Here is a 21892-nt window from a genome sequence, read left to right as displayed (position 1 = left end):
ACTGGTATACTCACTCTGCTCTGCTCGTCGGCGTTTGAAACGCCCGTAATTGCAGCTTTGGTTGAAGGTTTCGCTTCACCTCATAGTATACCGCTTCCTTCTTGGTCACTAAAAAAGGTCGAAGCAGTGCTTCGACCTTTACTATTTTTTTTGAATGAGTCTTTTAGCTTGTATACTCACTCAATTCCAGCCACCTCAATTCTTTTTCTTCCAGTATGCCGGTGATCTCGGTGATGCGATTGCCCAGTTTTAGTAGCTCATCATAAGGTAGACTGGCATCGGCCATTTTAGCTGTTATAGTGGTCTTCTCCGTTTCAAGAGTGGCCATATCCTTTTCCAACATCTCAAACTCACGCTTTTCCTTAAATGAGAATTTCTTCTTTTCTGCTTCTTTAGGTTTGGTTGCTACTTCAGGTTCTGCAGTTTCAGGCTTGCTTTCTCCGCTTAGCTGCGTACCGGTCTTTTCCTTCGATTTCAATGATAACCTGTATTCAGAATAGTTGCCCGGGAAGTCATTCACCACACCTTCACCATCAAATACAAACAGGTGGTCTACAAGTCTGTCCATAAAGTACCTGTCATGTGATACAATGAGTAAACATCCCTGGTAATCGCTCAGGAAATTTTCCAGAACTGATAGGGTAGGGAGATCAAGATCATTGGTAGGTTCATCCAGAATCAGGAAGTTAGGATTGCGGAACAACACGGCCAATAACTGCAGGCGCTTCTTTTCACCACCACTCAGCTTAGATACATAGGTAAACTGCTGCTCAGGCGGAAACAGGAACAATGTAAGGAACTGCGATGCGCTTATTGAGCCACCACCCGCCAGCGGGAAATGCTCAGCAATATTCTTTACGTATTCTATTACACGCATATCTTCCTTTATCTCTAATCCCTGCTGAGAGAAGTTACCGAAGATAATGGTGTCACCAATGTTTATCTTGCCGCTGTCGGGCATTTCAAGGCCCTGCAGCATTTGCAGGAAGGTAGACTTGCCCGCACCATTTTTGCCAATGATACCAACACGTTCACCCTTCTTAAAAGTATAGTCAAACCCACGCAGAATTACCTTATCGCCATAGCTCTTATAAACCTTCTTCAGCTCAGCTATCTTGCCCCCCAGGCGGTTCATCTGCATTTCCAGCTTCACCTGCAGGTCTACCACTTTCTGTTTAGCCTTAGCTTCTGTTTCGTAGAATGAATCCTGGCGGCTTTTAGACTTGGTAGTTCTTGCTTTAGGTTGCTTACGCATCCACTCCAACTCCTTACGGTAAAGGTTTTTAGCCTTATCAATATTGGCAAGCTGGTTATCTATACGGGCCGCTTTCTTCTCCAGGAAGTTGGCATAATCGCCCTTATAAGTGTATATCTTGTTGTCGTCCAGCTCCCATATTTCATCGCACACATCTTCCAGGAAGTAGCGATCATGGGTTACCATCAGCAGGGTCACTTTTTCCTGGTTCAGGTAGTGTTCCAGCCACTCTACCATCTCTACATCCAGGTGGTTGGTAGGTTCATCCATTATCAGCAGCACGTGCTTGTGCTCAAACCCTATATCTATAAGTGTCTGCGCCAATGCCACACGCTTGCGCTGACCACCCGATAGGGATTTTACCTTCTGGTCGAGGTTGTGGATATTGAGCTTGCCCAATATTTCCTTTACCTTACCTTCAAACTCCCAGGCACCCAGCTCGTCTATAAGTGCCAGTGCTTCACCTATTTCGGTAGGGTCTTGCTCGGCACTGTCCATAGCCCGCTCATACTTACGCAGGGCCTCAGATACCGGGTGTTTGTAGTGGAATATATTATCGAGTACGGTCAGGTCTTCTTCGAACTGAGGATCCTGGTCGAAAAGGGCCACGGTCACATCTTTATGTATCCATACCGTACCGCTTTCTACGTTGTCCTTACCTGCCAGTATCTTCAGCAGGGTACTTTTGCCGGTACCATTTCTGGCCACCAGTGCTATCTTATCTCCCTCACTTATGTGAAAGGTAATATTCTCAAATAATTGTTTTATTCCGTAACTCTTACTGATATTTTCTGCTGAAACGTAATGCATATAGGCGGCAAAGGTACGTTTTTATAAAAGGGGATGAAAGTTAAAAAAATGGTGGGTTTATGTAGTAGATTTAATACTTTGTATATTTGTAAAAGGCGGAAATAATATAATTGCCGTTGAAGCAGTGTTATGAGCAATAGTGTACATCTTAACGTGAATATGAGTTTTCAGCAACTAGTTGAGACGATTAAACAATTGTCACCCAAGGAGAAACTACAGATCAACGATGCTTTATGGGATGGGGATATCGATATTCCACAGGAACATCAGGATTTGGTACTAAGTCGGATTGAAAAGGCTCGGCAAGATCCTGGTCGACTTAAAAATTGGGATTCGGCGTCTAAAAAACTGAGACCTTAAAATGGTTAATTACCAGGTTGCAATAGACGATTCTGCGCTGGATGATATTCAGTATGCTACAGATTGGTATAATTCATAATCTTCAGGTTTGGGTACACGATTCCACAAGCAAGTAAGGCAACAAATCAACAGTCTCAAATCAAATGCTCCCGGCTATTCAATTCGCTACGCCAATGTTCGTTGCACGAGAATCAAAAAGTTTCCATTTCTTGTTCATTTTACTTTAGATGAAGTGTTGGGCGTTGTCGAGGTTTTTGCAGTGATCCACACTAGTAGGAGCCCCTTGATATGGGAGCAAAAAGGCAGGTGAGTTTTTTCGAAGGTGTAAATAAACTCTTGGCATAGCTTAGTTGATCTCCCATTACTTAAAAACCTTTCCTACCTTAGCTTTCGGAACAGCAATGGCCCGACATATTATTATGAAATATTGTTTACTCTTCTTGTTACTTGTTGCTAATACTGTTTGTGCACAGAATACTGTTGCCCCAGATACATCACATCAACTGCAGAATGTGGTGATCAGCGGCTTTCAATCCAATAATAAGGCGGCCACATCATTGAATATAGAGGGCTACAGCAGGCAGCAGATGTGCGATAATGCTCCTTTTAACCTGTCTGATGCATTGGCTAAAATGCCTGGCATTTCACAAATGAGCACCGGTAATTCTATATCCAAGCCTGTTATACGTGGGTTATATGGCAATCGTATATTGGTGTTATATTCCGGTCTGCGGTTCGATAATCAGCAGTGGCAGGATGAACATGGGTTGGGGCTTTCGCAGATAGGTCTAGATAGGGTAGAAATAATAAAAGGCCCCGCATCATTGCTATATGGCTCAGATGCTATGGGTGGCGTTATCAATGTAATAGAGGAGAAACCTGTAGCAGAGGGTTATAAGGCCGATATAGGTACACAGCTGTTTGCCAATACACGCGGCACACTTACCGATGCGGGTATCAGTAAACGGCATAAAGATAGCTGGTGGCGGGTAAGGCTGGGTTTGGAGAATCACGCCGATTATAGCGATGGCAAGGGCGCCAGGGTGCTCAATTCGCGCAATCAGGGGTATTACCTGAAGGCCGGTATGGGCTTTAAACGAAAGAACTGGACACAAGAGAACACCTTTAATTTTTCGCTCAACAAGTTTGGCTTTATTATGGAAGACCTCAGTTCCTCATTTGCACCTGATGGTAGGTGGGAGCGGGGTATGAATGGCCCGCACCACATTGTGGTGCTTAACCTGTTCAATAGTCAGAATACCTTTCAATTGAAAAGCTCCCGGCTGCAGCTAAATGCCGGTGTGCAGTCTAATATACGCATGGAAGATGAGGGCGCAGGGCAGATAAGCCTGAACATGCATTTGTTCTCGGCATTGCAAAACCTTAAATGGGAAAAACAGCTGCGTAAGAATTTATCCTTTACCGGCAATCAGCAACTCACCTTTGAGAATAATACCAATTACGGTGGCCGCATCATTATCCCCGATGCCTCATTTATGGAGTTGAATCTTGCCGGTTATTTAAAATGGACACGCAATAAATTTATTGCAGAAGCGGGTGGGGGTATCAATAGTAAATACATACACACTATAGCGACCAGAAGCCTTAATATTCCGGGTGAGGCTATACAGCCATTTACGCGTAATAACATTACCGGCAATGGCATGGTGGGCGCTGTGTATATGCCTGCCGACGGTGTTAATCTAAAGTTTAATGCATCTACCGGTTCCAGATCGCCCAACCTTGCGGAACTGTCGTCTAATGGGCTGCACGAAGGAGTATACAGGTATGAGATCGGCGACCCTAACCTGAAGATAGAACAGAACCTGAATACTGATATTGATGTGTTGGTAAATAAAGGTAGCTGGGCTGCCGGGGCATCAGGTTACTACAATCAATTCTTTAATTATGTATACCTCACACCCACCACTGAAAAGTTCTACGGCTTTCCTGTTTACAGGTACAAGCAGCAGGGCGCGCTCATATACGGCGGTGAATTCTTCGGCACCTATACTCCGGCGGGTAAGAAGGAGTGGCAACTGAAAGAAGTGTTTGCTATTACCAACGGTGTACTCGCCGATGGCAATTACTTGCCGTTTATACCGGCATACAAGTCAACCACGTCCCTAAGGTATGAGAAGATCAGAACCGGCAAAATAACCAGGATTTTTGTGGCGCCGGAGTTGGTGTATGTGTTTAAACAAGATAGGCCTGCGCAGTTTGAGACCATGACCGGCAGCTATGCCTTGCTTAACCTATCTTCGGGTATCACTATTAACACTGTGTCGGGCAACTGGCAGATAGGATTAGCAGGCACTAATCTTACCAATACAGTATATGCCGATCATCTGTCTCGTCTCAAATACTACGGACTGAACAACCAGGGCCGAAACATAGTGTTGTCGCTGAGGAAGGATTTTAAATGGTAAACAGAGCATACATACGACCACTGACCTTATTATTAGGTATAGCTGTGCTGCAGGTGATGCTGCCATTTATATTATCGCTATGCCAGCTGTATGTAAAGGAGAGCCAGTCGTACATTATTCAGCAAAGGGAGCTGGATCCATCTGCTTTTGAGCAATTGATCATTGCCAAAGAAGAGCTGAGAATACGTGATGGGCATGAACTGGTGTACAATGGTATTAACTATGATGTGGCTTCCATAAAAGCAGAGGATGACCATTTAGTAGTTACAGCATTGAGAGATGACCGGGAGCGTATTTTTTCAGATTCAGATGTGCAACACCTTACTCATGGCGCTATACAAGGCAATGAGCAGTACAGGGTATGGCCGTTTGTATTTTTATTTTATCAGTCTCATGTGTTATGGAACCACATAGTATTTAATCGTGTAGATAATACTGTTCTCACACACCACAATGCTAGGCTTGCAGATGGGGTGAGTGGTGTGAGTATTCCCCCTCCGTGGAGTTAATAATTGTTGTTATTTGATACAAATGTTGCATGACCACCTGATGTGGGTATGTGTGTACAATTATTTATTTCCAAATCATTAAACAAAATTAAAATGAAAAAACTCACCACTTTTGTAGCTATAGTTATGTCCGTACTGTTGTTTGCCTCATGCGATAAAGATGAAGGTAAACTGCCTAATATCGCTTTTAAGACAGGCGCAACTTATATTTCTTCAGACGTTACCCTGAGCAAGGATACAACAGTTTTGATAGGTATCAACGCATCTAAATCTGAAGATAAGGATGTACTGAAAACCTTTGATGGTTCAAGGTCTTACGATGGTGCGGCAGCAGCCAGTTTTACCAGCGAAACATTATCAGGTTCTAATGGCGATAGCTACTCTAAAGATGTTTCTATTACTACCCGCAGCCAGGCTGGTACGGAAAACTACACTTTTACAGTAGTGAATAAAGACGGGTTAAAGAATACTGTTAGCCTCACTGTAACTGTCAATTAACACTATCTATAATTAAATTCTGAAAATGAGCGGCTCGTATTGGGCCGCTCATTTTTTTACCCAAAACAGGTAAGCTGCACCTTACGTTAAAATATTGATAATCAATTAGTAATCATTTTAGGATGGTTGTTATAATCCGTACCTTGTTTAAAATTGATCGTTCTATGTATAAGGGAAGTGTGATTGCCGCATTTGTTTTGGTTTTAATGGTAGTAATATATTCATGTACGCACCAGCCTTATGTAATGCCGGAATCACAGCGGACCAATGATCCCAATATCTGTTTTGAACGGGATGTATTACCCATTTTTATCTCCAACTGCGCCAAAAGTGGGTGCCATGATGCCGCATCTCACGAGAGCGGTTATGTGCTGGATAACTATGCCCATATTATGAAGAAGGGCATTGTTCCCGGCAATAGTGCTGCCAGCAAGATCTGGTTGTCTGTGACCCTCAGCAATACCGAAGGTGGTAAGATGCCACAAAACGGACCTGCGCTCAATGGAGCGCAGCTTGATGTTATTAAACGCTGGATAGTGACCGGTGCGGTAGATAGTGGTGCGTGTACCAACAACTGCGACAGTAACAATATTACCTACAGCGGCGGCATAGCCCCTATGATGCAGCTCTACTGTGTTGGTTGCCACAACTCAGCATCGGCATCGGGTGGTAGTCTTGTAGATTATAATAGTGTGATGACCGCTGCAGTTACCGGCAGATTGATCGGTGATGTAGCAGATTCTGCAGGCTATAACCATATGCCCAAAGGCGGGCCTTCACTTTCTGCATGCCAGGTAACACAAATAAGAAAGTGGGTAGCTGCAGGTGCGCCGAATAACTAGGCAGAGTGCAGTTAAGTGGTCGATTTTTACTCAATCGTATGATTATGTTATTGTCAGCCATCATTATCCCAGCTGTTCATATAGCTGATGCCTGAGCATAAATAATACAAGACCTGTTTTAGACTTTATCCCGAATTTTTCAAATATCGATTGCCTGTAGCCGTCTACTGTACGGTGTTGAACATGCATCAAAGACGCTATCTGGTCGTACGTATATTCGTCCTCATGGCATATAAGCTTTAGAAATTCCTTTTCGCGTACAGATAGTTTTTCCAGTATTAGTTCCTGCTGAGTTTTCCTGGGCATTCTTTCTGCTGTCTGCAGGGCAAACACCATCAGTTCATTATGGTAGTAACCAACTCTGAAGATCTCTTCCAGAGCTTGTTTCATCATAGCTGCTGTGCAATCTTTTTTCAGATAGCCGCATACCCCGTTTCTAAATAAATGCACTATTCTGTTCTCGTCCTGGCTAAGTGTGAGGATAAGTATGGGTATGAATATGTCTTTCTCTCTCAGCGTGGCCACTACCTCATCACCGTTCATTACGGGCATAGATATATCCATAATTATCAGGTCGGGCGCAGGTATCAGCGGTATGTCATTTGTTAGCTCTGAGCCGTCGCTGTATTGTCTTGTAACCTTATACGCCCCCAGTTTTTCTATCAGTTCTTTAAGACCCTCGCGTATGATCACATGGTCATCAACAAGTATTATCTCTTTTATGTTTGTCGTCATGATGGTATTTTAGTGGTTTCCCGCAGTTTGTAGTGACATCCCTGGCCCGGTGCCGATTCAATAGTGCATTCCAGTCCTGCCATTTTTGCCCGCTTCAGCACATTTTTCAACCCCGATGCTTTAGGTGTTGCCAGTATATGGTCCCGGTCAAATCCTTTTCCATCGTCCTTTACTTCTAATTCAAATCTGTTACCACCGTTAAGGGTTATAAAAAGATTGCGGGCATTTGCATGTTTCAGTGCATTATTGACGATCTCCTGAAAGATGCGGAATGTCATCAGCTCCCTGTTTTTGTCCATGGTTACATCATGGTCATTGGGTTGCCAGTGAATGGTGCATTTTTTTAGTTGTTCTATTCTGTTTACTTCCAGCTGTATGGCAGCTATTATACCTATATTGGCTATGTAATCTGTATTTAACGATCTGCTTAAAAGCTTTACCTGGTTCAGTGCTTCACCCAAATAATTTTCTATTGCGCTGAAAGTGTCTTCTAATTGCGGCTCATCCAGTTTTTTGTTTTCAATGGCCAGCCTCGTGCAGGTGAGTGTATGCCCTATATTGTCATGCAGCTCTTGTGCAAAATGCTCCATCATATGCTCGCTCACTTCGGTTTCTACCTGTCGCAGTTCCTTCTCATAGCCAAGCTCCAATTGAGTTATTTTTATTTCCTGCTCCATTTTCTGCCGCCCTGCTATATATATGGATATGAATATGCCCGCTACCAATAATAGCAGCAGCAGAGTGGTTAGCAGGATGCCGGTGATAATGTAGTTGTCATTCATATTCAGGTGTTAATGACACTGAGCTATTATTGCCTTTTAACAGCAATAAACTAATGGCAATAAGGAGATATTTGGTGGTATCAAGAGCGGTGTTGATGTCGATGATGGTTATATTGATCCTGGAGTTGATGAGCAGCTTTATCAATGTAAATAAGGGGAAGGTGCCACAGTGGTAAACAATGAATGAAAAGCACAAAAGCCTCACAGAAAGCTTGTTTGATCCTCTCCCTACCTCACTGCTGTATAGCACTACCAGGTAGTTGATCGTTATCAGTAATGAAAAGCCGGTGAGCACATAGCTGTTCAACTCTTTCAGGCCGAAATGATAGCCGGTTATCAGCCAGATAAAAACAAAAGCAGCGGGTAAAGTCGCATATATATACCTCCTGATCTTTGTCTGAAGCAATGAATAAGACGCATAGATAATGAGCAGGAAATCTATAAGAAGAAAAGGATAATGAATGGGGTAGCCTAACCCGGTTAAATAAGGGTTCACAGCATCGGCTGTCATGGAGATAAAAGCCTCTAGTATTAGCAGGCGTAAAGATACCGGTAGATGGTGCCATGAAAATATACCCGATGCTATACACAGTAACGCACTAATTACAGGAATTATGACATAATACGATAACATGGCGAAGAGAGTGTCTCTCAAAGATAAACTCCTTTGCATACAATTGCAAAGGAGTTTGATTATAATGTCATTAAAAATATAAAAAATAGGTCATCTTCAATTATTCGCCCTCTTAAGGATGCGTAGGCAATGCATGGGAAAGATTTCTTGGCCATGCATATACGCCGCAACGAGGCGGGCATATTGTGTTTAAGTCGCCTGCCCGGTTGTAAAAATTGCCTGCTACCACATCATCATTGTCCAGGCAGTCAACACCATTGTATTTAAGGTGTGCTGATATGCAATGTGGGTAAGGAACGAGCGCATCGTCGTCATCATCCATATCCAGTTGGGATGCAACAGCGTTAATGCAGATCTCGAATAGTGAAGTGTTGGTTCTGTCGCTATTATCGTACCAGTTATGGTCAAAAAGATAAGCGAACTCTATCCATGCCATTATTACGCTATGGGCGTTCAATGCAGTATCAACATGCTGCCTGTTGTAGTATATGTTACTAAAGTAACTAGGGCAGTACCTATCATATACGCTGCCGGCCAGTAACCTTGTATCTGTTATCTCGATCGAATTAGTGTCGGCTATGTCGAAGTAAATATCCATGCAGTTCAGCTCATACTCGTTGGGCTTTTGCGCGTCGGGCACGGTAGTAGTTATTTCACATATCTGCACCGTCAGGAACCACCTGTTCTTGGCTTTGTTATACCGGTGTATAAATTTTAATGCTGTGTCCTTTAAGTCAATAATACCATATACCTGCTTTGCAACCTCGCTTGCAAAATCTTCCCAGTTTACTGTGAGTGCTGTACTATATTCCGGGTTGTGTGCCGAAGAATTGTACTGTTGCCTGAACGTATCAAGGCAGCCATAAAACATTTTTAGATTAAGTTCCAGTTGTTGGGTGGCTGCTCTGCTAAAGAGTTCAGCGGCATCATAGCTATCTGCTATCATACCCTTGTTGTAATAAGACCGGGCTTTGTTGTTTCCTGCAATGTACTCGCTGAACTGGGAAAGCGATTTCTGTTTGTCTTGAATGATGTATAGCATAATTGTGTGTGTTTTATGAAGTACGAAACTCCACATAAAAAATTGATTATCATAATAAGTAAGTACGTGAAAAACCACCCTGGCAATACGGGATTTCTCACGGGGTCTTTATGCACAAACTCCCGTTGCGCAATTTTTTGATCAAGAAGACCTTTACATCGTAATCGGGTTTAGCCTTTTACAATGAAGACTCAATAGTAATACCTATGAATATTGACACAACGGAACTAGCAGGTATTGCGGGGGCTATATTGATGGCATTGTATACAGCGGTGAGTTTTCCCGCTGTAGTGAAAAATGCAAATGCCGGTGGGCGCACCCGGCGAAGCAGGATTGCCTTTTTATTACTTGGTGTGCTTTCCTATGGCCTGTTAGGTGCTTATGCGCTACTCAGGCACTATCACTTGGTAGCTTTTGTGCAGGTGCTGGGTGCACTAAAGTATACAGCGGTATTCATACAATTATTATTGGGCAGAACTGACAAAATGAATAAGGGAGCGAGCTGAAAAAATATAAAAAATAACAACACCGGTTAGCCGAAAACGGGACCAAGAGTAGGCAAATGAAAAACTTTAATTATGAACGGTCAGATTATTTTCATCATTACAATGGTTTGCATTTTGGCTTTAATTGTATATCTGCAGGTAAAGTATGGCTTACTTAAAGATGCCAGCACTGCCGATAAGAAGCCCTATAGTTTTGCCAGAACACAACTGGTATGGTGGACATGGATAGTTATGAGCTCATTTGTAGCCACAGTATTGTCTGGTGGCAAAGTGCCTACACTGTGGGAGTCTACTCTTATATTATTGGGTATAGGGTCGCTTACTACTGTAGCGGCACGTATAACCGATATATCTGATGGTAATATTGCAGCTGCAACCGAAAATCTTAATTACCTCAGCCGAAATGAAAATGGTGAGAGCTTTATCATAGACATTCTCTCAGACAAAACAGGAGTGAGCGTACACAGGTTACAGGCTGTACTGTTCAATTTCGTCTTTGGGTTATGGTTTATCTATGAGGTGTGGAAGGCAATAGCAAAAGTAAAGGCAGATGTTGACCAAAGTGTAATTGATCACGTTATGCCGCTGATAGAGCCTAAAAACCTTGCCTTGCTCGGGCTGAGTGCCAGCACTTATCTGGCTTTAAAAACACAGGAAAATAAAGACATAAACAACACGCACCCGTAAGCCGAAAAGGGTATATAGAGTAGGCGTTAATATTTTATTTTATGAAACTGAAAACAGAAACATCCGTAAACGGTTGCCATTTGGTGGTGACTATCACTACAAACGGCGCATTATTGCAGCGTTTACGGGACAATGGTCAAGGGGAGATCAATGTCTTACAGGGGGTATCTTATGTGTATCAATGGCATGCTATTGCCGGCGGTGGTGGAGGCCATTATGATATAGAATCAAGTGTAGACCCCGAGAATGCCGGTTTTCCACCACTTAAAGTAAACAAAGATCTTGCAGCCGGTGAGCGTGCGGACGGAGTATTTATTTTTTCACTTTAAAATCAACTTTTATGAAACGAAAAATATTTGTGTTGTCGTTACTGCTTATTTCTGTTGTCAGCTCTATAGGGCAGGAAACGAAAAAGGGAAAAGGGAAAAAGGCTAAAAAGGAGAATAAGGAGAAAAATGCTGTGTCAGTTGAATCCAAACGAGCAGCCTTTTCACCGGGGGGCAGTGGAGGAATAACAAATATGTTGTCAAATTTCAACTTGTCATCGACCTATAGTGAAGGTGCAAATGGTAGAATTGAATTGGTTCACTCCGGTAAAGATTATTTTACGTGGAGCGGGTTTGTAGATCAGAAAATAGGCAAAAATTCCAAGGAAGCTACACCTATCGATTTGAATGGTGTTAGTCCGGGAACGACAGTTGGTTTTGGTATACAGCGTTGTTTTTGGAATCCCAACTTATTTTCAGATGCTGATGCTATTGCTATTGTCAAAGTCAAGAGAGATTATGCAGAGAAGAAAAATAAACAATTGAAGAATAAAAAACATGACAGCTGTTGTTGTGAAAAGATAGAATACATTGATACATTGACTTTGACGATCCAGGAACTATTTAGTGATGGAGATGACGATGATAAGAAGGCTATCTTACAGGCACTTAGTAAGGTTTCAAAACGAAATCCATGGTACATTTCCCTGACAGGTAGTTTTACAAAGACTTCGTTCTCGTATGCTACAGATTCTGTGGCGCTGGCAGAGATCAAACAGAGTTTCATCACTCCCACTATCAATGCATCTCTAACAAAAACTTTTGGAAATCCTTTTAAATTAACGGGCTATCTATCTTTCAAATATACCTACAGCCAAAGCTATAGTGCAGCAGATGATGTTAATTTTACCATGCCATTCGGTACAACAGGTAATTTCTTTGGGAAAACCCTTTCTTTTGGCAAGCCGGAAAAAAGTACTACTAACAATGTAGCGGTAGAATACAGGCAAAATTTCTATGGAGCAAAAGACAAAAACATCTTCGCTATTGCACCCTCTGTAACGTTAGCTATAGATCGCAAATTGCTCAACTTCCAGGTGCCTTTCTATTTTATACAGGGGCGCGATGACAAGGGTAAACTACTCAATAACCTGCAGAGTGGTGTAAGGCTGGGGTATGTAACTACAACAGAAGGCAGCTGGACATCATTTAAAGATGGTTTTACCGCACAGCTGGTTATATCCGAACCGCTCAGCGCACTAATGCCGTAACCTTATTCCTGCTTTGAAATAAACTGCCGGATGTTGATCTGTTCCCCGTCAGACCAGATCTGCAAAAAGATATATGGGGATATATTTTAAATGGTTTGTCCGTTATTCAAAGTCGGGAAAGCAAAATGGGAACCAAATTTATGGTTCCCATTTTTGTGTTTTAATGTTAGTGATCACAAATGGCTGTTTATTACCTGCTTCCTATACACTGTGTATAACGATTGGGGGAGCATGGAGAGTAAGTTTTGCCTCTTTTGTTCTTCATGCAGGAATGCATGAGAGAAGGAATACACAAAAACATTCTCTATAGCGTTTCTTATCACATTACTACCGGATGTGTAAAGGTTTTCTGCCAGTGCCAGACATTTCTTAGCCGCATTTACATTTTTAGCCTTTAGTTGATCGCCGGTGTAGCGGATCATTTGCCGGGCTATGTCGTAAGGGTTTTTGCATTGTGCGCTTTTGCATATGCCCGAAAGTTCGGGTATCGATTGTTCTATATATGCCGGAAGATCTTGTTGCTCTATCATTGTTGTGGGTTTTTAATACACATACAGTAGTAAAAAGCATGCCAGAATCAACCGGCCGTAAGTTAATTTTTCATAACGGGCACTCGTCCTTTTACCATGCCGTTTTTGTCTTTGATAATTACGGTGTAGGTGCCGGCTGCTATGTCGCTGATACCATATTCATTTGGCGCCAATTTATTGCATACCATTTGCCTGCCTATCATATCGAAGAGCATTACTACGTCTCCTTGTTCTATGCCCAGCAGCTTAAAGGAGTTGTTAATAGGGTTGGGGTAAACGTGGTAGTGAGGGGCAGTTATTTTTACATTATTTACAGCAAGGTGGCTGTTGTAAATGGCGTCATCTATGACATCAGGGCGGAAGGCATAGAAGAAGGTAAAGTAAGATGATCCGCCTGACACCAATTGCCCGATCTGGTAAATAAGGCCAATGCTGGCATTGGAATTCACACTGTCATTGACTGTATAATTGAGATTAGTATCTATAGCGTACAAATAGTCAAGGGTGTTGGCATCCGGTAACTGACTGTGCTTAGTAATGAATGCCAGTGCTCTATCGTCTTTAGTACCCATAGCCAGGAAGGCGTTGTTATGCACTGTTCCTTTAGCCGACACAATAGCCCTGTTCCCGGTATCGGGATTTTGTGCCATTATCTTATTCCATGTGTTAGGGTTGCCGGTTATCGACTGATCGTTATGAGGGTTTATGCTTCTCATGTAGTACATGTCGCCCATAGTACCAAGTGTGGTGTTCTCTATCAATACACTAACCGTAAAGAATAATTTAGATGTGTCGAGGTCTATCCACTGGGTTATATACATGCCGTTAAATACAGCCTGTGTTTTAGTTTCAATAGTCCCTAATGTGTCGGAGTAGGAATATATATAACTGCTCACATTATTTATACTGTCCTGGGTAGCAGCATCACTGTTCCATGCATTTTTCTGATTGCCGTCGAACATGATACTCCAACCTTCTTTGGCTCCGCCCGGTAGTACAAAATCGCCGTAGTAGGTAGCCCATCCTGTCTGGTCGGGGTCGGCAACTATGCCGAGCGATGTGCCTGTATATAATCCGCCGGTGCACACGGCCCTGTTGTGCAATGATGCCGAAGTATTGGCATGCGAGCCTACCGGTGGAGCAGTGCTGGCTCCAAATGCACCGTTCCAGTTGACACCCATTTCAACATGGTTGCCTATCATAAATGTATTGCAGTTACTTTCCTGGGCATAAACATGTGAGGAAAACAGCAATGATGTGATTGTAAACAGTTTTAAAGCGGAATGGGTAAATTTTGTCATAATAGTTTATTTTAGTTGTGATAGCGTCTCAGCACAAAATTACTAACAAATTGTGCAAGCAACCTTGTGGTGTTGCACAGAATTTAAGGGATATAAAGCGGAATTATTTCAGCTATGAGAATTCATTTTTATAAACCATTGAAATTTCACACAATTTTTAGATATTTGTTCTATTATTATTGTAACTAAGTTACTGTAAATATATCAATTATGTCTAAATTTATTTTGGTCACACTTATTGCCCTTATGACCTTTAATGGTGTTATGGCTAAGGACGGTAAGTACACACTTGCTGTGCATATTACCAATCCGCTGGGTGCCTACACCAAATATGGTGGTGGTGCCGAGTTACGTATACGGCAGAGTGCCTGGATGATAAGCAGCGTTAAGTACAATGGTATCTATGCAGGCAAGCAATTCAGGTTTGAGTATCAGAAGTATTTTAAGACATATAAGAAACACGAGAATTTTTTCTATGTAAAGTTATGTGGTGGTGATGCTACTTATGATGGCAGCAAACTGAGCTTGCTTGACGATAAGACCAAGGTGATAATAGGCCCGGTGAACTATGTAGGCGGTGGTGCCGGTATTGGCCGCAGGCTTAACTACAAACATTTCTTCCTTATGTTCAATCTTGGTGCAAAGTATGTGTTCCTTCCTCCCGATTTTCCGGATGAGTATCACGAGCGTTTCAGGTACTTCTATTCTACAGGCCCTGGTGCGATCATAGATCTGAACATGCGTTTAGGTTTCCAGTTTTAAACCAATTTATTTTCGCATTTATCTAATTCAGTTTTACGTTTCAATCGGGAAATCTCATGAGAAAGCTCTATATACTGTGTTTAATAGTTTTATGTTCGTTCCAGGTGGCCAGCGCGCGCGTTGATGAGTACGGCCGCAGGCATTATAAGATAGCATTGGGCGTTACCAATCCGCTGAGTGCGTACACCAAGTATGGCGGACAGTTTGAGGAGCGCAACCGCAACGTATCTTACGTGTTTTCTTATACAAAATATACCGGTGCGTACCCTGGTTACCAGATAGGTGCTGAGATGCAGTTTTATATGAGAACCAGAAGTAAACACCAATACTACATGTACTTGAAAGGTGTGCTGGGTGATGCTGGTTTTGATAGCCGTAAATTGTCTATTTATGGTGATCAGAGTGGCATATTGATAGGTAATTATGATAAAGACCTGAAATACCTGAGCGGTAATGCCTACGGTGGTGGTGGTTTAGGGTTTGGCCGCAGGTATAACTACGGTGTATTGTTCATACGTTGGAACCTGGGTGTAAAGGGATGCGCGATAATAAGTGATGCTTCTAAAGAAGAGAAGAACATTTACAGGCTGATGTTTGCTACCGGCCCTGCATCTATCATAGAGTTTAACGTACACATGGGATTGCAGTTATAAGTAACCGATAAACGATTTTTTCATAGCCTCCGGATATTCTCCGGAGGTTTTTTTTTGTTCATATAGTGCGCCCCACTTTACCCAGTCATTTCCTGGGTAACTGATGTAGCACTACCTCGTCCCGAAATAGGTTTACAAGTTGGTTAGATAACCCCTGTGTTTGTTTGCTGACATTCGCGGTGCGATCAAGATGTGGAGCCGCACCCGTTGGTAATAACTCAGAATGGCATTAGGTTGGCAATTTCCGCCAGTGGCGGTTTTTTTGTGTTTCCGGCAGTTTTTTTTCGTGAGTTTCCGCCAGAAGCCTTATCTGTAAAGAGTTTTGGCTGATTTTCAAAACCGCCAGTTTCCGCACTTTTCCGCAGTTTTTCTGCACTTTTCCGCAGTTTTTTCCGCCAATGTTTGTTTGTGTGTTGGGCCTCGTCCCGAAATAGGTTTACATTTTGTCTGAATCGGGATGGTCAGGATTTCAGGATAAGGAAGATGTGTTACGCAGGTTTTTGCTACAGGGCTGAAGATTTTCAGCCCCTACGATTGGTGTGATGGGGTTCATAGATGTCAAAGAACGGTGGGCAAGGTGCCCATTTTGGGTGCAAATTAGTGCGTGATTTTGTGACGTGCAAATAAACATATCCACATTTTTGTGAATAGCCGGGTGTAAGTTTTGGTGGATCAATGGGTTAGGTGGGGTTATTTGAAGTGACATATATTTTTTGTTATAGTGCTATAAACGTTCAAAAAAATACCAAGTAAAAACAAATACTCAGTATATATACTGAGAAAAATTATAAACCGACCCTGTATCTTTGTATATATGAATCTTTATCAACTTATCATACTGTTTTGTTGTTGTTTGTTTTTGGGAAAAAAAGTGCAGGGCAGATTATTACGTTGTATGCTGGCTCTGGATCGAGTTTGGGTGACGGCGGTCCTGCTACCAATGCGTCACTACTTAATCCAAGCAAAGGAGCGTTTGATAAATATGGAAATTTTTATATTGCATCAAACCTAGGGAATAGAATAAGAAAAATAGACATATCCGGAAATATCACTACTATTGCGGGGACTGGAACAGCTGGATATAACGGAGATGGTATACTGGCGACAACAGCTATGCTAAAGCATCCGACATCTATAGCTTTTGACACGGCAGACAACTTATATATATGTGAGCATGACGGAGCAAGGGTACGTAAGATTGATAAAATAACTGGTATAATATCCACCGTAGCAGGTAATGGCATTCTTGCAGCTGGTATTGATGGTATTCCTGCAACTTCGAGTGCTTTAAATGATCCGCAGGATATTTGTTTCGATAAATATGGCAATTTATACGTTGCTGAATACTTTAGTAGTAAAGTGCGGAAAATAAGCCCAACGGGTATAATATCGACTTTTGCAGGCAATGGAATAGCTGGCTATAGTAGTGACGGTGGTCTAGCAGATACTTCTAGTATTGGTGGAATTTTTGGTCTTTGTTCTGATACAACAGGTAATATCTACTTAGCAGACATTGGTAATTCAAGAATATTTAAAGTCAATACTGGTGGAATTATCACAACAGTAGCAGGCACAAATGCAGGTATTTCGTATAATGGAGACAATATTCCTGCTACTACTGCTAATATTGACCCTTATGACGTAGATGTAGATGATACCGGTAACCTGATAATTGCTGACAATCAAAACCACATAGTAAGAAAAGTAGATCAGTTAGGTATAATTCATACTATTGCTGGCAATGGTGTAAACGGTTCTGGTGGTGATGGGGGCGTTGCTACCGCAGCACAGCTTAGTAAATCTATTGGTTTAGCATTTGATGGTTGTGGAAATCTATATATCTGATGCTAATACTGCCCGTGTGCGTAAGGTATGGTTTGCGGGCATGGCACCCGCACCTGTAGCCACTATAACACCTGCCCCCAATGATACCGTATGTGTGGGTAGTGCTGTAACCCTTACAGCAGCGGTAAGCGGAGCAGATAGTATAGTAAGTTACAATTGGTATGTGAACGGTACACTGATAACAGGTGCCACCAATGCTACCTATAGCTATACACCTGCTAATGGTGATACCATAAACTGCAGAGTGCAAAGCCTTGTAGACTGTAATGGCGCATTTACTGACACCAGCAATACTGTACATATAACCACCATTGCGAATGGCATACCAACTATTTCGCTTAATGGGCTAAGTACTGCAGCACCTGGCGCAACAGTAACCATTACTGCCACGGTGAGTGGTGCGGGTGGCAGCTACCTTATCCGCTGGATGAACCATGGTAGTGTGTTTGCAACTACGTCAGTACCATTTGTAAGCTACGTAAAAGGTGCTAGTACAGATACTATTACCGCACGTATAGTGCCAGCGGGTGGTTGCTATGATTCTGTAACGGCTGCCGGGCATATTGTAACTGTAGATCATACCGGTATAAGCAATATAAACACGGCTTCAATCTATTTGTTTCCTAATCCCGCAAAAGGTGTTTTGCATGTGAATTGTAGTGTGGTTAATGCCTTTTATACTTTGCTTGAGGTAACCGGCAGGCAGGTGATGAATGGTGGGCTACAGGCAGGAGATAATGAGCTGTGCATAGAGGGTCTGAGTAATGGTGTGTATTTGTTGCAGGTGCAGTATGGTAGTGGTGAGCGAGGAGTGTATAGTGTGGTGAAGGAGTAGGGTGTGTTGTTAAGTATTCAAAGAGAATCGGGCCGATGTGTGTTGGTCAGAAGACCAACAATGGCTAACATTGGTGATGGATACCTTGCTGCTCTGTCCTGCCGCTGTGGAGACGCAAAATCTTGCGTCTCTACGAACGTGTTTTGTTTCTGTGTGTTGTTAGTGTATCTCAAAGAGAACCGGCGGGAAGGCTCGACATTGGACAACTGGCCCAAGGGCCGGCCGAATATCGGGCCCTCTTAAAATAAGAGTGATGAGCGAGTGTTGTTACTTACCGAAAACGAACAGACCCTGTGCGGGTTGCTCATAAATAGCTGTGGCACACTTTCAAAGTGTGCCACAGGTTGCGTTATATAGAGATTATTTTTTTTGAATTACTTCTTGCCCAACACCATTTTATCCAGTGTTTCCTGGGCAAGCGGGTGGTAGTTGCCACGGTATTTAATAAAGAGTTGACGGGCCATTTCGGTGTTGGCGGGTGTTTTCATCATTTCTCCGTAGAGCGGTTGCAGGAATTTACGGCGTCCTACAGTACTCAGGAATTGTTCCATGGCAGGGTAGGCAGCCTTGTAGTTGGCACGAACGGCCATAACAAACCAAAGGTCGGCTATCTCGCTATTGCCGCTGGTGGTAAACTTATAAGCATCATCGAGCGACTTCATTTGCGGTACGGACAATGTTGCCGGCATCTTGCGGAGGAATTGCAGCCACTCATGCGTGGTCCAGCCGGTAGTGGCCAGTTGAGCTGGTACTGCACCTTTTTCAAACTTAACTCGTTCCGCATCTACCTTCGTAAAGCGCTCCTGAGCGGCACGCGGACAGTTGGCAGGTATTCCGGGGCCATATACCCATGCACTGATGTTGAGTTTATTGATAAGGGCTGTATCGCCATTGATAAGGTTTTGATTGAGATAATTCAAAAACTCTTCTGTAGTGATGGTCTTAAATGCATGGTCGTTAAAATAGCCTGCAAGGAACTTATCGAACTTAGCCCTGCCCACATTCTGTTCTATCAATTCAAGCAATAATGAACCTTTTTCATAAGCAATATCTGTAAGGCCATCATCGGGGTCGCGACCTTCAAGAGATAACTTCAACCATGTATCGTTGCTTGATGGACCTATTTCGTCTACTGCCTTTACCAGGTCCTGGTAGCCGAGTTCCCAAAGCATATCGGCATAGGTGCGGCCCATCATTTGCTCCATAATGCGACGCTCGAAGTATACCGTGAAACCCTCATTAAGCCAGAAATCATTCCATGTGGCGTTGGTCACCAGGTTGCCGCTCCAACTATGTGCCAGCTCATGCGCTATCAGCGTTACCAATGAACGATCTCCCGCTATGATTGTAGGGGTGCAAAATGTAAGGCGTGGATTTTCCATGCCACCTATAGGGAAGCCCGGAGGAAGGACTATCATATCATACCTGCCCCAGCGGTACGGACCATAAAGCCCTTCGGCGGTGGTTACCATTTTACCCACGTCTTCAAACTCATAACGGGCCTTTTCTATCATGCCCGGTTCGGCATAAACGCCGGTGCGGTTGTCTATGCTTTTGAAGGTAATATCGCCCACGGCCAATGCCATAAGGTATGCCGGTACGGGTACATCAATCTTAAAATGATAAACACCGCTATCGCTTACCTGCTGCGGGTTTTCGGCGCTCATCAATGCCATCAGTCCCTTAGGTACGGTAACACGGGCAGTGTAGGTAAATCTTATACCCGGTCCATCGGGGCAGGGAATCCATGAGCGCGCATAGATAGATTCAGATTGCGTATAGAGGAAAGGGAATTTTTTGTCGTGTGTTTGCTGCGGATCAAGCCACTGTAGTGCACGTGCTTTGGGTCCGGTTTTGTAGCAGACCATTACCTGCCTGCTGTTGGCTTCAATAGGTATATGCAGTGCGCTGCCCAGGTGAGGTATTACCACACCGCGCTTATAAGCCACCTGTTTGCCATCTACCGCTACGCTGTCAATGATCATGTCATAAGTGTCCAGTTTCAGCTCCTTTACCTTACTCTTATTATCAATGGTCCATAGGGCGCAACCGCTTATCTGTTTTTTCTCCAGATCCACCTTTATGTCCATATCCAGGTGACTGAGGGTTACCTCATTGGCATTAGACTGTGTGTGAACGTCTTTCGCCACTATGTTGTTGGTGGCAGTTTCTACATTGGTAATATTTCGTTGAGGTTTAGGCTCACATGCATTGAGCGCTAAAAGAGAAGATAAAACGAGGGCAGTTCTTTTGATCATTGTGTTTTTGATTGGGGCGTAAAAGTAGGAAAATATATTTATGACGATTGGGTCTAATCCGTCAATTTAATAGTGAGCGAATACAATATAATTTAAATCAAATAGAACGAACCATATTGATATTGCCTTTGAATGATTGTAGTCGTTCATTTACTCCGTATTTGCGAAAGAGATGCCTGTGCAAGTTAACCGAGGACGATATTGCTGCCAGTTACTCAATCAGATTCATCACTTTCCGAAGGCTGCCAGCAAAGGTTTTAGTTAATACAATTGCTTTAAAGGCTGTTTTTATCTCGTCTGTTGTAACCTCAAGCACGAATTTTAGATTTACGGCTTCGGCTCGATTAACTTGTATAAATGCATCCTGCAAGCTTGTAGGGATGATGTGATTCATGGTCTTTGTTAGTGTACTTCTAACGTAATATTCATTGCCATCAATTGAATTGAAAATGACCGTGTAGTTATCTTCTGATCGGAGATAAACAATATTGGCCCAATGTATTTTTTTGTATTTAAGTCCTTGTTTTACAAAGAACATGTCGCTGTCGCCAGTTGATGCTAGACCAGGTTGTATATTATCGTTAAAATTATTAATAGCACTCTGTAATGTGCCGATCAACGACGCTTGTTGAAAAGGTTTGGTGAGGTAAGCAGAGGGTTTTGCTTCAATGGCCGCTTTTAATGTATGTGGGTCGAGGTTTGAGGTAATAAAAATGAAGGGCTTCTTGTAGAAGCTATGTATCATTTTGCCTAATTCTGTTCCGCTTATATTGTTATCAAGATTAATGTCTAATAGTATGAGATCGTAATCTTTGCCGTTCAATTTAATTATAGCTTCTTCGAAAGTATGCGCTACCCATGCCACTGTATAGCCGTATTCTGTAACCACGTTTGCTATTACTTTCGACCATGTTTGCTCATCGTCAATAATTGCTATCCTTATTTCGTCTGTTTTCATAAATAGAGATTGACTGATTGCTCAGTTAGCTTGCATTCAAAACTACTCACATTCGCCCACAAAAAGAAGACAGTTTAGTCCCACAACTGTGAAATTGGACGGTGTAGCACCGATTATTGTCCCA

The 21892-nt window shown here is 42.8% G+C and carries 21 protein-coding genes; 12 read left to right on the top strand and 9 right to left on the bottom strand.

Going from position 1 to position 21892, the window contains the following annotated elements:
* Positions 1-163 precede the first annotated feature (163 nt).
* Positions 164-2065: an ABC-F family ATP-binding cassette domain-containing protein gene (locus CJD36_RS18740; RefSeq protein ID WP_105040738.1), complete on the bottom strand. Its 1902-nt coding sequence runs from the start codon at positions 2063-2065 to the stop codon at positions 164-166.
* 779 nt (positions 2066-2844) lie between these two features.
* Here CJD36_RS18740 and CJD36_RS18730 point away from each other — a divergent pair.
* From CJD36_RS18730 to CJD36_RS18715, 4 genes are all read left to right on the top strand, one after another.
* The gene (locus CJD36_RS18730; protein WP_161499380.1) at positions 2845-4854 is read left to right on the top strand and encodes a TonB-dependent receptor; all 2010 of its coding nucleotides are present in this window, start codon (positions 2845-2847) and stop codon (positions 4852-4854) included.
* A complete protein-coding gene (locus CJD36_RS18725) occupies positions 4848-5363 on the top strand; it encodes a hypothetical protein (protein ID WP_105040735.1) in 516 nt (171 codons plus the stop codon). Before CJD36_RS18730 ends, CJD36_RS18725 begins: the two co-directional genes overlap by 7 nt.
* A gap of 93 nt (positions 5364-5456) precedes the next feature.
* The gene (locus tag CJD36_RS18720) at positions 5457-5861 is read left to right on the top strand and encodes a hypothetical protein (protein ID WP_105040734.1); all 405 of its coding nucleotides are present in this window, start codon (positions 5457-5459) and stop codon (positions 5859-5861) included.
* Between the two features lie 164 nt (positions 5862-6025).
* Entirely contained in the window at positions 6026-6703 is a 678-nt protein-coding gene (locus CJD36_RS18715) for a c-type cytochrome domain-containing protein (protein WP_161499379.1), read from the top strand.
* 63 nt (positions 6704-6766) lie between these two features.
* On the opposite strand, the gene CJD36_RS18710 is transcribed toward CJD36_RS18715, so the two are convergent.
* The 4 genes from CJD36_RS18710 to CJD36_RS18695 all read right to left on the bottom strand — a co-directional run bounded on the left by CJD36_RS18710 (position 6767) and on the right by CJD36_RS18695 (position 9896).
* Positions 6767-7438, bottom strand: a complete 672-nt coding sequence (locus CJD36_RS18710; protein WP_105040732.1) for a response regulator transcription factor — start codon at positions 7436-7438, stop codon at positions 6767-6769.
* Positions 7435-8220, bottom strand: coding sequence for a sensor histidine kinase (locus CJD36_RS18705; protein WP_105040731.1), 786 nt, complete (start codon positions 8218-8220; stop codon positions 7435-7437). Before CJD36_RS18705 ends, CJD36_RS18710 begins: the two co-directional genes overlap by 4 nt.
* Positions 8213-8854 (bottom strand): hypothetical protein, encoded by a 642-nt coding sequence (locus CJD36_RS18700; protein WP_145959416.1) that lies wholly within the window; start codon positions 8852-8854, stop codon positions 8213-8215. The genes CJD36_RS18705 and CJD36_RS18700 overlap by 8 nt, the downstream gene beginning before the upstream one ends.
* Positions 8855-8966: 112 nt before the next feature.
* Entirely contained in the window at positions 8967-9896 is a 930-nt protein-coding gene (locus tag CJD36_RS18695; protein ID WP_105040729.1) for a hypothetical protein, read from the bottom strand.
* 206 nt (positions 9897-10102) lie between these two features.
* Between CJD36_RS18695 and CJD36_RS18690 the strand changes: the two genes are divergently transcribed.
* The 4 genes from CJD36_RS18690 to CJD36_RS18675 all read left to right on the top strand — a co-directional run bounded on the left by CJD36_RS18690 (position 10103) and on the right by CJD36_RS18675 (position 12626).
* Entirely contained in the window at positions 10103-10402 is a 300-nt protein-coding gene (locus CJD36_RS18690; protein ID WP_105040728.1) for a hypothetical protein, read from the top strand.
* Positions 10403-10474: 72 nt separating this feature from the next.
* Entirely contained in the window at positions 10475-11089 is a 615-nt protein-coding gene (locus CJD36_RS18685; RefSeq protein ID WP_105040727.1) for a hypothetical protein, read from the top strand.
* Positions 11090-11130: 41 nt separating this feature from the next.
* Entirely contained in the window at positions 11131-11418 is a 288-nt protein-coding gene (locus tag CJD36_RS18680) for a hypothetical protein (RefSeq protein ID WP_105040726.1), read from the top strand.
* Positions 11419-11429: 11 nt separating this feature from the next.
* Positions 11430-12626, top strand: coding sequence for a hypothetical protein (locus CJD36_RS18675; RefSeq protein ID WP_105040725.1), 1197 nt, complete (start codon positions 11430-11432; stop codon positions 12624-12626).
* A 173-nt stretch (positions 12627-12799) separates the two neighbouring features.
* Here CJD36_RS18675 and CJD36_RS18670 read toward each other — a convergent pair whose 3' ends face one another.
* Entirely contained in the window at positions 12800-13156 is a 357-nt protein-coding gene (locus CJD36_RS18670; RefSeq protein ID WP_105040724.1) for a DUF7674 family protein, read from the bottom strand.
* Between the two features lie 62 nt (positions 13157-13218).
* Complete coding sequence (locus tag CJD36_RS18665) at positions 13219-14457, bottom strand: T9SS type A sorting domain-containing protein (protein ID WP_105040723.1); 1239 nt, start codon at positions 14455-14457, stop codon at positions 13219-13221.
* A 210-nt stretch (positions 14458-14667) separates the two neighbouring features.
* On the opposite strand from CJD36_RS18665, the gene CJD36_RS18660 reads away from it, so the two are divergent.
* The 4 genes from CJD36_RS18660 to CJD36_RS18645 all read left to right on the top strand — a co-directional run bounded on the left by CJD36_RS18660 (position 14668) and on the right by CJD36_RS18645 (position 18552).
* Positions 14668-15219: a hypothetical protein gene (locus CJD36_RS18660; protein ID WP_133162710.1), complete on the top strand. Its 552-nt coding sequence runs from the start codon at positions 14668-14670 to the stop codon at positions 15217-15219.
* Between the two features lie 56 nt (positions 15220-15275).
* Complete coding sequence (locus tag CJD36_RS18655) at positions 15276-15872, top strand: hypothetical protein (RefSeq protein WP_105040721.1); 597 nt, start codon at positions 15276-15278, stop codon at positions 15870-15872.
* A gap of 843 nt (positions 15873-16715) precedes the next feature.
* Complete coding sequence (locus CJD36_RS18650; RefSeq protein ID WP_133162709.1) at positions 16716-17717, top strand: NHL repeat-containing protein; 1002 nt, start codon at positions 16716-16718, stop codon at positions 17715-17717.
* Entirely contained in the window at positions 17698-18552 is an 855-nt protein-coding gene (locus CJD36_RS18645) for an Ig-like domain-containing protein (protein WP_161499378.1), read from the top strand. Before CJD36_RS18650 ends, CJD36_RS18645 begins: the two co-directional genes overlap by 20 nt.
* Before the next feature lie 374 nt (positions 18553-18926).
* On the opposite strand, the gene CJD36_RS18640 is transcribed toward CJD36_RS18645, so the two are convergent.
* Positions 18927-20810 carry a M1 family metallopeptidase gene (locus CJD36_RS18640; protein ID WP_105040718.1) on the bottom strand — a complete coding sequence of 628 codons (1884 nt, stop codon included), beginning with the start codon at positions 20808-20810 and terminating at the stop codon, positions 18927-18929.
* A 211-nt stretch (positions 20811-21021) separates the two neighbouring features.
* On the bottom strand, positions 21022-21768 hold the full coding sequence (locus tag CJD36_RS18635; RefSeq protein WP_105040717.1) for a LytR/AlgR family response regulator transcription factor: 747 nt from the start codon (positions 21766-21768) through the stop codon (positions 21022-21024).
* Positions 21769-21892: the final 124 nt, after the last annotated feature.

Source organism: Flavipsychrobacter stenotrophus (assembly GCF_002954265.1).
In the GTDB taxonomy this organism is placed as follows: Bacteria; Bacteroidota; Bacteroidia; order Chitinophagales; family Chitinophagaceae; genus Flavipsychrobacter; species Flavipsychrobacter stenotrophus.
This window is presented reverse-complemented; position numbering and strand designations above follow the sequence as displayed.